This is a genomic window from Bacillus sp. FDAARGOS_1420 (assembly GCF_019344915.1).
GTDB classification, from domain to species: domain Bacteria; phylum Bacillota; class Bacilli; order Bacillales; family Bacillaceae_G; genus Bacillus_A; species Bacillus_A mycoides.
This window is the reverse complement of sequence record NZ_JAHWJB010000001.1, coordinates 565,343-581,550: the sequence shown is the minus strand read 5'-3', so window position 1 is coordinate 581,550 and position 16,208 is coordinate 565,343. Positions and strand designations below refer to the sequence as shown.

Sequence of the window (16,208 nt, the reverse complement as noted above, 5' to 3'; positions counted from 1 at the left end):
GGGTGTATAGTAAGAATACAATGCATATTAAAAGCCCCTTGTAATGATGAGGCAAGGGGCTACCAATCTTAGAGGTTTGAAACAACTAAGACGGCGTGATGGTAAATGCATGGTATCATAGTCTCTCATAAATAGCAATATGGACCTTGTAGGACTCGAACTTACGACCGGACGGTTATGAGCCGTGATCTAACCAACCTAGCCTCTTTCTAAGACTTTTCCACAATATTTGTGTGGAGAAATATCAAATACCTCTGTAAGAGTCTGATGGTATTCTTCTTCTGTTATGGCTCGTTTTATTTTTTGTCCTTTATGGGTTTTGGTAAAGCTTCGTTTTGTAAGTGAAATATGTCCATCTACGATTAATTTACATATAATGTAACCTTTATTAAAGGGCGATTCTGGGTGTTCTACAATAATATCTTGTAGGGCATTTACTTTGTTTGTACCTATTTCATCTAAGATAAATGCATATCCAGTACGCCATGTATCTGTAGGTTCAGAATTAAGGAATTGAGCGGTTTCCCCTTTTTCTCCTTTGCGCATTTCTAATAGATAGGTTCCTTTTTCAGTATCTTGCTTACGTATACGATATTTTCCTGTTTGAGATGAGATGACGTCGCCATTAAATGGAATAGGGTATAAAGGTAGATGTGAGGCAAATCCTCCATCAATAATATATTCTTTTCCGTTGTGTTTTAAAATAATAATCACATGGCCATCATCAGGTTTCCACTTATCTCCGCTTAAATCATAGACAGTCCCAGCTACTCGGTAGACGTCAAATCCGCAATCACTTAAAAAGTAATATAAAAGGGAATTGAGTTCATAACACAGCCCACCGTGATTGTTTAGTAGTAGTTTCTCTTGGATATTTGCTCTCGAAATTTCTCGGAATTCCCCTTCCATAACATCAATATTCTCATAGGGTAACGTGTGTCCCATTTGTAAAAGGATTTCATGTAAATCGTTAAATTGTATGTCTTCCTTTGGAGACATCTGTAATCTGGAGAAAAAATAACTTTGTAAGTCAGTCATCATACTTTATCACCTTTCGTTTATAGAAAATATCCCCATCTATTACCATGTTACACCTTTAAAATTTATTAGCAAGCCGTAAAGCAAAGATAAGTTCCTCTTAGAACCCCATGAATAAATTCACAGGCAAAATAATAAGCGTCTATCAAGTTGTTTTTAATCCCAGAAATAAGCAAACTATAAATCCTCTTTAGTAATCTTCCGCATTTAATATAATCCCATTGCATCAGCTTCTTCTTTAGATATTTTGTAATATACCGCTGGGACAAGAGCGCGGTCTATTGTATCTGTGGCTGACTCTGTCGGTTTATCCTCTTGTAACCAATTATAAAAAATATTACTCGTGCTTACGACGTGAGATTTACGCTTAGCAATATTATGTATATTTCTAAAGCTATCCACATAGTTATAGACCATTTTTTTGAATGTTCGTGTAAAATAGCCAATTGGATTTTTCATCAAAGTACCGTTATGTTCGTACTCATGCGTTTTAGAGAACAGGACAGAAGAAGCATTCGCAAGAAGGTTGTGAAAGATAGCTGTATCCGCCAGTAAACTACACTTCTTTGCAACCTTCTTCGCAATATTTCTGGCATTTTTGAAAGATTCGTTTATCATGTTTGAATCAAAAGCGGTTTGTAATTTCATACGCATAGATTGTGGAACACGGTAATCGATGAAATCTACATCATGTTGAAAAGATGGTGAAACGTCTTCTTTACGTGTAATTATATCTTTTATATTTTGTTTTAAGGTTTTAGTGGTTGTTTTCTTGGTGTGACAAATTTTAGCATTTTTAGTAAGGACTTGTGTGACAATTTGTTCTTCCGCAATGATGGGTTGAATGATAATAATATTGCTTGTTTGTCTCATATCGCTTTTACGTTTCATTTCTAGTTGCTTAATCATACCAAGTGACTCTAAATGTTGGCATGCGCGAATAACCGTTCTACGGCTAATATCGAGGTCTTCAGCAATGTGTTTTTTCGTTCTGAAAGATACACCAAGGAATTTAGAAGAATAGTTGTGTAAATGATCGAGAACTGCTAATTGACTTTTATTCAGTTGATCAGCAAATTGCTTTTTATATGCGCGTATAGTGTCATTTAATTCTTTGAGAGTTTGAAAGGATGCTAGGTTTTCGTATGTTTCTTCACCAGCCATAATTGTAATAGCTTGTTTCTTTTTCATAAGGGCTCGTCTCCTCCGAAAACAAAAAAGCAACAGAATGCCACAAAATGTAAGCAAACTGTTGCGGAGGAACCCTTACGTACGGTAAAATGGGGTACATAAGATTACAGCAAGTGTTTGCCTAGTGTGATTAGGCGGACGGTATATAAGGTGATTCCAACACCCTATATACACGCTGTGCTCTTTTATTTTTTTATTGGTTTCATTTTGGATTTTTTCGGTAACAAATTGGTCATAAACAACCAGAAATATGTTGCCATTTATAAATTCAGATATAGTACAAAACTGCGTGATGTAGCTGTTTGTTGCGGTTTTAGGAAATTAAAGTTTTATAGATAATGGACTTCATTTGTTTGTGCGCTTTCAGGAATGCTAATTGGGATTTACACGTTAGATGAAACGCTTAGTGTAAAAGGGTACTATTTAATTGGAACATTATTTTTAACGATGTCTTGTTTTGTATTACAAAAAACAATTCGTGATAATGAGGAAGATAATGAAAGATTTCCGAAAAATAAATCGTTAGATAAAGAGTAAATTGTAAAGAAAGGCACTTGCCTTTCTTTTTTTATGTAAAAATACCGTAAGTGCCGTGTGTTGACTTGCTTGAAGTACTGGAAATTTGGTATCATCAATAGTATTGTAGATTGAACGATATATTATGGAGGTGGCCTAGCCGTGTCAAGAATTTCCGTTGAGAATGTAAAGCACGTAGCACATTTAGCACGTCTTGCAATTACTGATCAAGAAGCAGAAAAATTTCAAAAACAACTAGATGCAATTGTTACATTTGCAGAACAGTTAAATGAATTAGATACAACTGATGTAAAACCAACAACTCATGTATTAACTATGAAAAATGTTATGCGTGAAGATGTGCCAGAAAAAGGTTTACCAGTAGAAGAAGTATTAAAAAATGCACCGGATCACAAAGATAATCAAATCCGTGTTCCAGCAGTATTAGAATAGAGGAGGGAATTTCGATGTCATTATTTGATCATTCTGTATCAGAGTTACATAAGAAGTTAAACAACAAAGAAATTTCCGTTACGGATTTAGTAGAAGAATCTTACAAACGTATTTCGGATGTTGAAGATAACGTAAAAGCTTTTCTTACATTAGATGAAGAAAATGCACGCGCGAAAGCGAAAGAATTAGATGCAAAGATTGGTGCTGAGGATAATGGTTTATTATTCGGTATGCCAATTGGTGTAAAAGATAACATTGTAACTAACGGTCTTCGTACAACTTGTGCGAGCAAAATATTAGCAAACTTCGATCCAATTTACGATGCGACAGTTGTACAAAAGCTAAAAGCTGCTGACACAGTTACAATTGGTAAATTAAATATGGACGAGTTCGCAATGGGTTCTTCAAATGAAAACTCAGGCTTCTACGCTACAAAAAATCCATGGAACTTAGATTACGTTCCAGGCGGATCTAGTGGTGGTTCTGCAGCAGCAGTAGCAGCAGGAGAAGTATTATTCTCTCTAGGTTCTGATACGGGTGGTTCTATCCGTCAGCCAGCTGCATATTGCGGCGTTGTAGGTTTAAAACCAACTTACGGACGCGTATCTCGTTACGGATTAGTAGCATTCGCATCTTCACTTGACCAAATCGGACCGATTACACGTACAGTAGAAGACAATGCATACTTATTACAAGCTATTTCAGGTATTGACCGTATGGATGCAACTTCTGCAAACGTTGAAGTAGGAAACTACTTAGCTGGTTTAACAGGCGATGTTAAAGGTTTACGTATTGCTGTACCGAAAGAATACTTAGGCGAAGGTGTTGGCGAAGAAGCTCGTGAGTCAGTGCTAGCTGCTTTAAAAGTGTTAGAAGGTATGGGCGCAACTTGGGAGGAAGTATCTCTTCCACACTCTAAATACGCTCTAGCAACGTATTACTTATTATCTTCTTCTGAAGCATCTGCGAACCTTTCACGCTTTGATGGCGTACGTTACGGTGTTCGTTCTGATAATGTAAATAACTTATTAGATCTTTACAAAAATACACGTAGCGAAGGTTTCGGTGATGAAGTAAAACGTCGTATTATGCTTGGTACATTTGCTCTTAGCTCTGGTTACTATGATGCATATTACAAAAAAGCACAACAAGTACGTACATTAATTAAAAATGACTTTGAAAATGTATTTGCTAACTACGATGTTATTATTGGACCAACAACGCCAACTCCAGCATTTAAAGTAGGCGAAAAAGTGGACGATCCAATGACAATGTATGCAAATGACATTTTAACAATTCCAGTAAACTTAGCGGGTGTTCCAGCGATTTCTGTTCCATGTGGATTCGGTGCTAACAACATGCCACTTGGTCTACAAATCATTGGTAAACACTTCGATGAAACGACGATTTACCGCGTTGCACATGCGTTTGAGCAAGCAACAGACTATCATACAAAAAAAGCAAGTCTGTAAGGAGGCGAGCATAGATGAATTTAGAAACAATTATTGGGTTAGAGGTTCACGTTGAGTTAAAAACAAATTCGAAAATTTTCTCTGCGAGTCCAACAGAATTCGGAGCGGAGCCAAATACACAAACAAGTGTAATTGACTTAGGATACCCAGGGGTACTTCCTACTTTAAATAAGGAAGCAGTTAACTTTGCAATGAAAGCCGCAATGGCATTAAACTGTGAAATCGCAACGGAAACGAAGTTTGACCGTAAAAACTATTTCTACCCAGATAATCCGAAAGCTTACCAAATCTCTCAATTTGATAAGCCAATTGGTGAAAATGGTTGGATTGAAATCGAAGTAGACGGTAAAAAGAAGCGTATCGGTATTACACGTCTTCATTTAGAAGAAGATGCTGGTAAATCAACGCATGCAGCTGACTGTTCATTAGTAGACTACAACCGTCAAGGTATGCCTTTAATCGAGATCGTATCTGAGCCAGATATGCGTACTCCAGAAGAAGCATATGCGTACTTAGAGAAGTTAAAATCAATCATTCAATATACAGGTGTATCTGATTGTAAGATGGAAGAAGGTTCTCTTCGTTGTGATGCGAATATTTCACTTCGTCCAGTTGGACAAGAGAAGTTCGGTACAAAAGCAGAACTGAAAAACTTAAACTCTTTCACTTACGTGCAAAAAGGTCTTGAGCATGAGCAAGTGCGCCAAGAAAAAGAATTATTATCTGGTGGTATCATTCAACAAGAAACACGTCGTTATGATGAAGCAACGAAGAAAACAATCTTAATGCGTATAAAAGAAGGATCTGACGATTACCGTTACTTCCCAGAGCCAGACTTAGTTGAACTTTACATCGACGATGAGTGGAAAGAAGAAATTCGTGCTTCTATTCCAGAACTTCCAGATGCACGTAAAGCTCGCTATGTTGAAGAAGTTGGCTTACCAGCTTATGATGCGCATGTATTGACATTAACGAAAGAGATGTCTGATTTCTTTGAAGCAACAGTTGCAGACGGTGCTGATGCGAAATTAACATCAAACTGGTTAATGGGTGAAGTACTTGCATACTTAAACAAACAACAAAAAGAATTAAAAGACGTTGCATTAACGCCTGCTGGTTTATCTAAAATGGTTCAATTAATTGAAAAAGGTACAATTTCTTCTAAAATCGCGAAGAAAGTATTTAATGAATTAATTGAAAAAGGTGGAGACCCAGAAGAAATCGTTAAAGCGAAAGGTCTGGTTCAAATTTCTGACGAAGGAACACTTCGTAAGGTTGTAACGGAAATTCTTGATAATAATGAGCAATCTATTGAAGACTTTAAAAACGGTAAAGACCGTGCAATTGGCTTCTTAGTTGGTCAAATTATGAAAGCTACAAAAGGACAAGCAAATCCACCGCTTGTTAATAAAATCTTACTTGAAGAGATTAATAAGCGCTAAAAAAAGAGCAGAATTCTTATTTTTGAACGCTAAAATAGTATAGACTCTTAAAGATTAAACAGAAAAAACACCCGTATTTGGGTGTTTTTTCTGAGTTAATCAAACGTTTGTTTAAATGGTGAAAAATAATTTAAACAAACGTTTGATTAACTGTCAAAAGTGAAAAAATGTTTGTATAGCAACTATGGTATGATAGTTGCAAAAAGGTGGGAATAATGATAAATCTAGACATAGAGGTTTTTTTCATCTCATGAAATAATAGATAATTATTATTCGTTATATGTAAATTGTTGTGAGGAAATAGATGGACATAAATTTTTTTGTCAAATAAAACAAAACCATTGAAAATGAATAGTTACTTTTGATGGGCTACACGAATCGGGTTCTTACTGCCTGTTTGAGCGGAATTAAAGAAGGATAGGAAGATGAGAGGAGGTAAGCATAGGGATACTGAATAAGGGTTCGGTGTATTCGTTTTTCAATGAATAAGGAATTTCCTGTGCTAATAAATGATGAAGCGAGCAAGAATTATTTATAATCCTACTTCTGGGCGCGAGCTATTTAAGAAGAGCTTACCAGAAGTATTACAAAAATTAGAACAAGCTGGATATGAAGCGTCTTGTCATGCGACAACTGGTCCTGGAGATGCGACTGTGGCAGCGAGGCAAGCTGCAGATCGTAAGTTTGATGTTGTTATCGCAGCTGGTGGTGATGGTACATTAAATGAAGTAGTGAACGGTTTAGTAGGACATGAGCATCGTCCAAAGTTTGGAATTATTCCAGTTGGAACGACAAATGATTTTGCGCGTGCGATTGGTGTACCTCGTGTTATTGAAGAGGCTGCGGATATTATTTGTGAAGGAACAACGGTACCGTTAGATCTTGGTAGAGCGAATGATACATATTTCATTAATATCGCTGGTGGCGGCCGTATTACAGAATTAACATATGAAGTACCAAGCAAGCTAAAAACGGTATTAGGACAACTTGCTTACTATTTAAAAGGAATCGAAATGTTACCATCATTACATCCAACATATGTTGAAATTGAGTATGATGGGAAGTTGCTACAAGAAGAAATTACGATGTTTTTAATTACGAATACTCGTTCAGTTGGTGGATTCGAAAAAGTAGCACCATATGCATCTATTAACGATGGATTATTTGATTTATTAGTACTGAAAAAAGGTTCTATCGCTGATTTAATTAAAGCAGCAACACAAGCGCAGCGTGGGGAACATATTAACAATCCGAAAGTACTATATACACAAGCGAATCGTATTAAAGTGCATTCACCTGATAAATTAATGATCAACTTAGATGGTGAATATGGCGGAGACGCACCGATGGAATTCGAAAATATATATCATTGTCTGGAACTATTTGTTCCTGAACACCAAGAGGATGCCCTGTAAAGGCATCTTTTTTTTGCTTTCACCTCACTATTTGCGAGCAATAAGATTCCCCCACTGATTAAAGGTTCTCTATGTGCAGATGAATTGTAAATTGTAAGTTAGTTTGATTTTTATGGTATTTTTACAATCCGTTTATTTTATATCCATATTTTATTGATACACTGGAAGAGATAAGAAATGAGAGGTAGGGTGCTATGGAGAAGGTAAAAGCAATACTATTTGATAAAGATGGGACATTAATGGATTTTCATTCAATTTGGATAAAAGTAGCTGAAGAGCTTGTTGCAGAATGTATAAATTTATATCAATTACCAGAATCAATGCAGCAGGCTTTATTAAAAGAGATTGGCGTAGATGGAGCATTTGTTCATCCGCGTAGTGCGCTCGCTGCTGGAACGAGTCTTGATGTGGCCAAGGGGCTTTGTAAGTATATTGCATCATCTAGAGAAGAAGAGATGCATCAATGGGTGAGTGAAAAGTTGTTTGCTCTTATGTACGAGCATCGTTCACATATGAGAATGACGGCAGATTTACCGAAAGTTTTACAAGCGTTAAAGGATAGAGGGTTTATTCTAGGTGTCGTTACAGCTGATGATTTCGCGCCGACAGAATTATTTTTAAAGCAATATCAATTGGAAGCTTTTTTTGATTGTGTTATAGCTTCAGATACATTTCCAGCACAGAAGCCAGATAAAAAAATTGTAGAATCGTTTTGTGAGAGATTTAATTTAGAGACATGTGAAGTAGCAGTCGTCGGGGATACACCGACGGATTTATATTTAGCGAAAAATGGTGGCGACTGTTATGCGATTGGCGTACTATCTGGTACGGGTGATCGTCAAACGCTAGAACCACTTGCAGATTTAGTATTACAATCTGTTGAAGATTTAATTTCTCATTCAGGTGAGTTTATTTGGGAACAAGGAAAGTCTAATGTATAAATGAATAAGTCTATAAGGACTCTATTTGAGTCTTTATAGACTTATTTTTTTATGCCGAGATAGTAAGAGAATGGGATGAATACTAGAAAGAGGAAGTTGGCATACATCTTGCAATATAAAGAGAAAACATTGTATAGAAAAGGATGGGGTACACAATGAACACAAAAAAATTTGCTAAAGTAAATGAACAAATTCCTGGACCGAAAGCAGCGTCTTTATTAGAACGCCGCCAAAATATAGTACCAAAAGGAGTAAGTAACGGCATCCCAACGTTTGTACAATCTGCAAATGGTGCACTCGTAACAGATGTGGATGGAAATCAGTACATTGATTTCGCAGGAGCAATTGGGACAATTAATGTAGGACACTGTCATCCAGCTGTTAAAGAAGCGCTTCATAAACAAGTAGATCAATATATTCATACTGGATTTAATGTGATGATGTATGAGCCATATATTGAATTAGCGGAAAAGCTTGCCGCAGTAGCACCAGGTAATTTCGATAAACAAGTGCTGTTTTTAAATAGTGGGGCAGAAGCGGTTGAAAATGCAGTGAAGATTGCTCGTAAATATACGAAGAGACCTGGAATTATCGCATTTTCTAAAGGATTTCATGGGCGTACATTAATGACAATGACGATGACAAGTAAAGTAAAACCATATAAATTTGGATTTGGCCCATTTGCTCCAGAAGTATATAAAGCGCCATTCCCATATGAATACCGTCGCCCAGAAGGTTTAACAGAAGAGCAGTATGATGACTTTATCATTGAAGAGTTTAAGAACTTCTTCATATCAGAAGTAGCACCAGAAACAATTGCAGCAGTTGTAATGGAACCTGTTCAAGGGGAAGGCGGATTTATCGTTCCAAGTAAGAAATTCGTTCAAGAAGTACGCAGCATTTGTTCAGAGCACGGTATTTTATTTGTAGCTGATGAAATTCAAACAGGCTTTAGTCGTACTGGAAAATACTTTGCAATTGATCATTATGATGTCGTTCCAGACTTAATTACGGTATCTAAATCATTAGGTGCTGGTGTACCGATAAGTGGCGTGATTGGGCGTAAAGAAATTATGAATGAGTCTGCACCGGGAGAACTGGGCGGAACGTATGCAGGAAGCCCACTAGGATGTGCGGCTGCATTAGCTGTGCTTGATGTAATAGAAAAAGAGAAATTAAATGATAGAGCGATAGAAGTAGGGAAAGTTGTAATGAACCGATTCCAAGAGATGAAAAACAAATACAATTGCATCGGTGATGTGCGCGGCTTAGGGGCAATGTGTGCATTCGAGCTCGTTCAAGATCGCAAGACGAAAGCGCCTGATAAAACATTAGCGTCTAATTTATGTGCAGAGGCAAATAAGCATGGATTACTTCTACTATCAGCAGGAACATATGGGAATGTTATTCGTGTTTTAATGCCATTAGTGATTACAGATGAGCAACTTGAGGAAGGTTTAACAATAATTGAAGAATCATTGCAAGCTTGTTATGAGCAAGCAAATATCGCTCGTGTATAAAGAATTGGGATAACTTAAAAAAGGGCATAAAGCTTTTCTTTTTAGGCGAAAGAGAGCATCTGGCCATGCATAGAATCGGTCAGCCCCTTTTCCTGCCCCATGCCAAGCTAAAACAAAGTGAGGGTGTGGTTGCGATGGCATTCTGTATTTTTCAAGGCAGCGAATTATGTGTTGAAAAATATAAATAGATTTGTATAAATAACAAATTGAAAACATTCTAGCTTACTCTATATTAAATGCAGAAAATTCACTTTATAATAAAGGTAGTGAAGTGAATCGATGGATTTGAAGTAAGGGGTGGCTAGGATGGTTGCAGAAAAGGAACGAGTGTTGATGGATTTACAAGATGTATTTGAATATGCATTTGACGAAATTTTTGTTACGGATGATAAAGGAATCGTTGTACGTGTAAATAGCATGTGTGAAAGACATTACCAGCTCTCTGCTAAGGAATTAGTAGGAAAGCATGTAAAAGAACTACAAAAAGAAGGGATTTTTTATCCATCTGCAACGTTAGAAGTAATTGAAAAGAAAAGGCCAGTTGAACTTGTTCAAACAACGAAATCAGGAGAGTATTTGCATGTTCGTACAAGGCCTGTTTTTGATGATGAGGGAAATTTAAGAAGAGTGATTAGTTATTCTCGTGATCTTACAGAACTCTATCAATTACGTCAAAAGGTAGAGGAAATGGATAATCAGTTAAAAACATATAAAAAAGAATTAAGAGAAACATATGAACACGAAGGACTTATTTTTAAAAGTATCGCTATGCAAAAAATAATCGAAACAATAAAAAAAGTATCAGTAGTAGATAGTACTGTTCTCGTATTAGGTGAGACTGGAGTGGGGAAAAGCCGATTAGTACGCCATTTGCATGAAGTGAGTCACCGGAAGAATGAAAGTTTCTATGAAATTAATTGTGCGGCATTGCCGACGAATTTAATCGAATCTGAGCTTTTTGGATATTCAGGTGGGTCTTTTACAGGTGCAAATCGCGAAGGGAAAAAGGGGCTATTAGAATCAGCGCATAAAGGAACTCTTTTCTTAGATGAAATTGGTGAAATGCCGCTTGAAATTCAAGCGAAGCTTTTGCAAGTATTGCAAGAAAAAACGTTTCGTCCTATAGGCGGAAGAGAATTCAAAAAGGTGGACGTTAGAATTGTAGCGGCAACAAATAGAGAGTTAAGTACGATGGTGAAACAAGGAACATTCCGGAAAGATTTATACTATCGTCTGAATGTCATTCCAATTTCAATTCCGCCACTTCGGGAGAGAACAGAAGACATTTTGCCGCTCATCTATCATTATTTACAGCATTTTAATAAAAAGTACGGACGTGATGTGAAGTTAGCACCTAGTACGTTACAAATGTTTGTAGGGTACCCTTGGGAAGGAAATAATAGAGAGATTGAAAATGTAATCGAGAGGATTGTTATAACTGCTGACGATGTTGTCACGATAGAAGATTTGCCAATATCGATGCAGGAGTCTACAGTGGAGCAATCGGGTCAAAGTCTCTATAAAATGTTAGAAGAAGTGGAACGAAACATTATCTTAAAAACATATAAAACACATGGATCCAGTTATAAAGTCGCAGAATTCTTGAAAATAAGCCAATCTGCTGCTACTAGGAAAATTAAGAAGTTTATAGAGGAGGATTATATAGTTGGAGGAGAAGAAGGAACTTAAAAAAGTGCTATCACGTTTTGATGTTCTTTTCCTTGCGATAGGCGCTATGCTTGGATGGGGTTGGGTTGTACTCTCAGGGGATTGGGTTACATCGGCTGGTTCTATAGGGGCAGTTATTGCTTTCGTTATAGGAGGATTACTTGTTATTTTCGTTGGACTAACATATGCTGAACTTGCTTCTGCCATGCCGGAAACAGGCGGTGGTTTACTATATGTAAAAAAAGCATTTGGGAAAAAATCAGCATTTATCGCATCGTGGGCAATGGTGCTTGGATATGTATCAGTTGTTACTTTTGAAGCTGTTGCCTTACCAACAGTGGTAGATTATATATTGCCAAATTATCAAAGTATTTATTTATGGACGATAGGAGGCTGGGATGTATACTTGACGTGGGCGATGATTGGAATGGGCGGAGCATTACTTATTACAATCATTAACTACTTTGGTGTCAAAACAGCCGCTGTATTTCAAAGTATATTTACAATATTTATTGTAGCGACGGGCATTATGCTCGTTTTTGGATCTAGTTTCAACGGAGATACAAAAAATTTAGAGCCATTTTTTATAAATGGTGCAGGTGGAGTAATGGCTGTCCTTATAATGGTTCCGTTTCTATTTGTCGGATTTGATGTAATCCCGCAAGTAGCGGAAGAAGTGAATCTTCCGTTTAAAGAAATCGGAAAACTTTTAATATTCTCTGTTGTTTGTGCGGTCGTATTCTATCTACTTATTACAGTTGGAGTTTCGATGGCATTAGATCAAAACGCACTCTTGAATACAAAATTGGCAACTGCTGATGCGATGGGAGCAGTTTTTGGATCGAAAATATTTGCGAATATTTTAATCTTTGGTGGGTTAGCTGGAATTGTTACAAGTTGGAATGCATTTATTATTGGAGGTAGTCGTGTGTTATATGCGATGGCTAAAAATGAAATGATTCCAGCTTGGTTTGGAAAAGTACATCCGAAATATAAAACACCTACTAATGCGATTATGTTCCTAGGGATGCTATCATTTTTTGCTCCGTTACTTGGAAGACCAGCACTTGTATGGATTGTAAATGCAGGTGGGCTTGGGATTGTTGTTTCATATTTATTAGTTAGTTTATCATTTTTAAAGTTACGCAAAACAGAACCTAATATGGCTAGACCGTTTCGAGTGAAGAATGGAAAAGTAGTCGGGAGTATAGCGGTAATATTAAGTATTGGTTTTATTTTATTGTATATGCCAGGGATGCCTGCTGCATTAATTTGGCCGTACGAATGGCTAATGGTGTTAGGGTGGACGATTTTAGGTGGTTATTTCTTTATGAGAATGCTGTTTGATAAGTATAAGAATAATTCTAATGAGAATGAAGATATAGAGGAGGAAGAAAACATTGGATGAAAAAGCGACGTTCGTAAACTTAGATAAAAAAGCGATGTATATAAATGGTGAGTGGATTACACTGCAAGAACAAATCGAAGTGAATAATCCAGCGACAAAGGAAGTATTTGCAACTGTGCCAAAGGGCGGGATTACAGAGGCAAAGCAAGCAGTTGATGCTGCACATGAAGCCTTTAAATTATGGTCAAAATTAACGGCAGCGGATCGCGCAGTAAAGTTAAAAAAATGGTTCACGCTCATTGATGAAAATAAAGAAGAAATTGCAGCAATCATGACGAGAGAGCAAGGGAAGCCGTTTGCAGAAGCACTTGGTGAAGTGAATTATGCAAATAGTTTTGTTGAATGGTACGCAGAAGAAGGAAAGAGAATATACGGTGAAATGATTCCTGCCTCTCATCCGAATAAGCGTATTTTAGTTATGAAGCAACCAGTTGGGGTTATGGCAGCTATTACGCCTTGGAATTTCCCGGCTGCTATGATTACGAGAAAGGTAGCTCCAGCACTTGCAGCAGGCTGTACGGCAGTTGTGAAACCAGCGAGTCAAACGCCATTAACTGCATTGAAGTTAGTTGAATTAGCACATGAAGCAGACATTCCAAAAGGTGTAATAAATATTGTAACAGGTAGTGCAAAAGCAATTGCTGATACGTGGATGGAAGATGAGCGCGTTCGAAAAGTTTCTTTTACAGGATCAACTGAAATTGGGAAAGAATTAATGGCTAGCGCTGCGCAAACGATGAAAAAGGTTTCGCTTGAATTAGGTGGTCACGCTCCATTTATTGTTATGAATGACGCTGATTTAGATAAGGCGGTAGAAGCGGTAATTGGTTCGAAATTCCGTAATGCAGGACAAACGTGTATATGTACAAACCGTGTCTTTGTTCAAGAAGAAGTGTACGAAGAATTTGCAGTGAAGTTCACAAAAGCTGTAGAGCAGCTTAAAGTTGGAGATGGATTCGGCGAAGGAACAACTGTAGGGCCACTTATTGATGCGAATGCAGTTTCGAAAGTACAAGAACATATTGAAGATGCAATTCAAAAGGGCGGAGAAGTTTTATACGGTGGCCATAAATTTGCAGAGTTAGATGGTTATTTCATTCAGCCAACAGTAATTGGATTGGCAAATGACACGATGCTTTGTATGAATGAAGAAACATTTGGACCAGTTGCACCAGTTGCGAAATTTAAAACAGCTGAAGAAGTAATCGAGCGAGCAAATAATACACCATATGGCTTGGCTGCTTATATTTTCACAAAAGATATTAGTCAAGCATTCCAAATTAGCGAAGCATTAGAGTACGGTATTATCGGTTTAAATGATGGACTTCCATCAGTTGCACAAGCACCATTTGGTGGCTTTAAAGAAAGTGGTATCGGCCGTGAGGGAGGCCATTTCGGTATCGAGGAATATTTAGAAATTAAATATATTTCGTTAGGACTATAAGTAGTATACTAGAATCTCTATAAGGTAACAGAGAAGGAGATTCTAGTATGGTATATTGGCTATTATTACTTGTAACAATTATTTTTGAAGTAGCTGGAACGATTGCGATGAAGTTATCGAACGGTTTAACAAAGCTTGTTCCAAGTGTACTTATTTTCGTATTCTATGGAATTTGTTTCAGCGTGTTTGCTATCGTTGTTAAAAAGATTCATTTAAGTATTGCTTATGCAATTTGGTCTGGTGTGGGAACGCTACTTATTACAATCATTAGTGTGTACTTTTTTAAAGAGCATATTAATTTATTCCAAGCATTTTGTATTCTCTTTATTGTTTTAGGCGTAATTGGACTGAAAGTGTCATCGGCATCATAAAAGGCTATCTTCCGGCGTGGAAGATAGCCTTTTATTTTTATTAAAACGCCCAGTTACCTTTACGGAAGATCGGCTCATGTCTTCCATCAGCTGTAATGCCGTCGATATCAAGCTCAGCTGATCCAATCATGAAGTCTTCGTGTGTAATACTAGCGTTTGCACCATTTTCAGCAAGTTCTTCTTTAGACATTGTTTTTCCGCCAATTAAGTTAAATGCATAAGCATTTCCGATTGCAAGGTGGCAAGATGCATTTTCATCAAATAGCGTATTGTAGAATAAAATATTTGTGTTTGAAATTGGTGAATCATGAGGTACTAAAGCTACTTCGCCTAAGAAGTGAGAACCTTCATCTGTTTTTACTAAATGTTTTAAAGCCTCTTCACCAGATTCAGCTTTATAGTCTACGATACGTCCGTTTTCGAATGTTAATGTAAAGTTATCGATAATATTACCCGCAAATGCTAACGGTTTTGTGCTAGATACTTGGCCGTTCACACCTGTTTTAAGAGGCATTGTAAATACCTCTTCAGTTGGAATGTTAGCCATAAATGCTACGTTCTTTTCATTTAAGCTACCAGCACCAGCCCATACATGCTTCTCTGGAAGTTCGATTGTTAAGTCTGTTCCAGGGCCTGTATAGTGAAGAGCTTTATAATGTTTTTCGTTTAAGTAATCTACTTTTGTATGTAGTGTTTCATCATGTTCTTTCCATGCTTCCACAGGATTTTCTAAATCAGCACGAGTAGCTTTGAAGATAGCATCCCATAGTTTTGTTTCTTGTTCTTCTGGCGCTACGTCAGGGAATACTTTTGCAGCCCATTCTTTCGTAGGAACAGAAATTACGCACCAGCTTACTTTATCTGCTTGCACATAATCACGGTATACTTTCATCGCTTCTCCAGCTACTTTATGAGCTGTTGCAATTTTCTTTGGTTCTACACCTTTTAATAGATCAGGATTCTCTGCATAGATGGACATAAATGCAGCACCTTCTTTTGCTAATTCTTCACGAGCATGTGCTTTCCAAGAAGGGAATTCAGAGAAAGCTTCTTCAGGAGCTAGATCGAACTTTAAGCGTGTTAACGTCTCATCATTCCAATCAACATATACGTGTTTTGCACCAGATTTATATGCTTTTTCTGTAACGAGGCGTACAAACTGTACAGCCTCAAGAGGTGCACTGATTGATAAAGTTTGTCCGGGTTGAATATTAACACCAACATTGACTGCAAGGGCAGCATATTTCTCTAACGTTTGTTCAAATGACATATGTATAATCTCCTTTAGTTTGAAAGATTTCTTACTATATATAATACAAGAAAATTCTA

At 37.1% G+C, this 16,208-nt stretch carries 13 protein-coding genes and 1 pseudogene; 11 read left to right on the top strand and 3 right to left on the bottom strand.

What is annotated here, in order from left to right; genetic code table 11:
• Positions 1-198 precede the first annotated feature (198 nt).
• Together I6L50_RS03015 and I6L50_RS03010 are read right to left on the bottom strand one after the other, a co-directional pair.
• Positions 199-1,041 carry an arylamine N-acetyltransferase family protein gene (locus I6L50_RS03015; protein WP_219300462.1) on the bottom strand — a complete coding sequence of 281 codons (843 nt, stop codon included), beginning with the start codon at positions 1,039-1,041 and terminating at the stop codon, positions 199-201.
• Positions 1,042-1,245: 204 nt separating this feature from the next.
• Positions 1,246-2,229, bottom strand: a complete 984-nt coding sequence (locus I6L50_RS03010) for a helix-turn-helix domain-containing protein (protein WP_219300460.1) — start codon at positions 2,227-2,229, stop codon at positions 1,246-1,248.
• Positions 2,230-2,568: 339 nt separating this feature from the next.
• Here I6L50_RS03010 and I6L50_RS03005 point away from each other — a divergent pair.
• The 11 genes and pseudogenes from I6L50_RS03005 to I6L50_RS02955 form a co-directional block, all read left to right on the top strand.
• Positions 2,569-2,766 (top strand): annotated as a pseudogene (locus I6L50_RS03005) (YiaA/YiaB family inner membrane protein); the annotation flags it as partial.
• A 141-nt stretch (positions 2,767-2,907) separates the two neighbouring features.
• On the top strand, positions 2,908-3,198 hold the full coding sequence (gatC, locus tag I6L50_RS03000) for an Asp-tRNA(Asn)/Glu-tRNA(Gln) amidotransferase subunit GatC (protein WP_000086999.1): 291 nt from the start codon (positions 2,908-2,910) through the stop codon (positions 3,196-3,198).
• Between the two features lie 14 nt (positions 3,199-3,212).
• Positions 3,213-4,670, top strand: coding sequence for an Asp-tRNA(Asn)/Glu-tRNA(Gln) amidotransferase subunit GatA (gene gatA, locus I6L50_RS02995; RefSeq protein WP_002010048.1), 1,458 nt, complete (start codon positions 3,213-3,215; stop codon positions 4,668-4,670).
• Positions 4,671-4,684: 14 nt separating this feature from the next.
• Positions 4,685-6,112 (top strand): Asp-tRNA(Asn)/Glu-tRNA(Gln) amidotransferase subunit GatB, encoded by a 1,428-nt coding sequence (gene gatB, locus I6L50_RS02990; protein ID WP_219300458.1) that lies wholly within the window; start codon positions 4,685-4,687, stop codon positions 6,110-6,112.
• Positions 6,113-6,621: 509 nt separating this feature from the next.
• Entirely contained in the window at positions 6,622-7,527 is a 906-nt protein-coding gene (locus I6L50_RS02985; RefSeq protein ID WP_002010051.1) for a diacylglycerol kinase, read from the top strand.
• Between the two features lie 194 nt (positions 7,528-7,721).
• Positions 7,722-8,468 carry an HAD family hydrolase gene (locus I6L50_RS02980; protein WP_002029491.1) on the top strand — a complete coding sequence of 249 codons (747 nt, stop codon included), beginning with the start codon at positions 7,722-7,724 and terminating at the stop codon, positions 8,466-8,468.
• A 155-nt stretch (positions 8,469-8,623) separates the two neighbouring features.
• A complete protein-coding gene (gene gabT / locus I6L50_RS02975) occupies positions 8,624-9,988 on the top strand; it encodes a 4-aminobutyrate--2-oxoglutarate transaminase (protein ID WP_016103209.1) in 1,365 nt (454 codons plus the stop codon).
• A 306-nt stretch (positions 9,989-10,294) separates the two neighbouring features.
• Positions 10,295-11,677 carry a sigma-54 interaction domain-containing protein gene (locus I6L50_RS02970; RefSeq protein ID WP_219300456.1) on the top strand — a complete coding sequence of 461 codons (1,383 nt, stop codon included), beginning with the start codon at positions 10,295-10,297 and terminating at the stop codon, positions 11,675-11,677.
• On the top strand, positions 11,655-13,064 hold the full coding sequence (locus I6L50_RS02965) for an APC family permease (protein WP_071735241.1): 1,410 nt from the start codon (positions 11,655-11,657) through the stop codon (positions 13,062-13,064). The genes I6L50_RS02970 and I6L50_RS02965 overlap by 23 nt, the downstream gene beginning before the upstream one ends.
• Positions 13,057-14,508, top strand: coding sequence for an NADP-dependent succinate-semialdehyde dehydrogenase (gene gabD / locus I6L50_RS02960; RefSeq protein WP_219300454.1), 1,452 nt, complete (start codon positions 13,057-13,059; stop codon positions 14,506-14,508). Before I6L50_RS02965 ends, gabD begins: the two co-directional genes overlap by 8 nt.
• Positions 14,509-14,555: 47 nt before the next feature.
• On the top strand, positions 14,556-14,879 hold the full coding sequence (locus tag I6L50_RS02955) for a DMT family transporter (protein ID WP_000263259.1): 324 nt from the start codon (positions 14,556-14,558) through the stop codon (positions 14,877-14,879).
• Positions 14,880-14,919: 40 nt separating this feature from the next.
• On the opposite strand, the gene I6L50_RS02950 is transcribed toward I6L50_RS02955, so the two are convergent.
• Complete coding sequence (locus tag I6L50_RS02950; RefSeq protein WP_219300452.1) at positions 14,920-16,149, bottom strand: aminopeptidase; 1,230 nt, start codon at positions 16,147-16,149, stop codon at positions 14,920-14,922.
• Positions 16,150-16,208 lie beyond the last annotated feature (59 nt).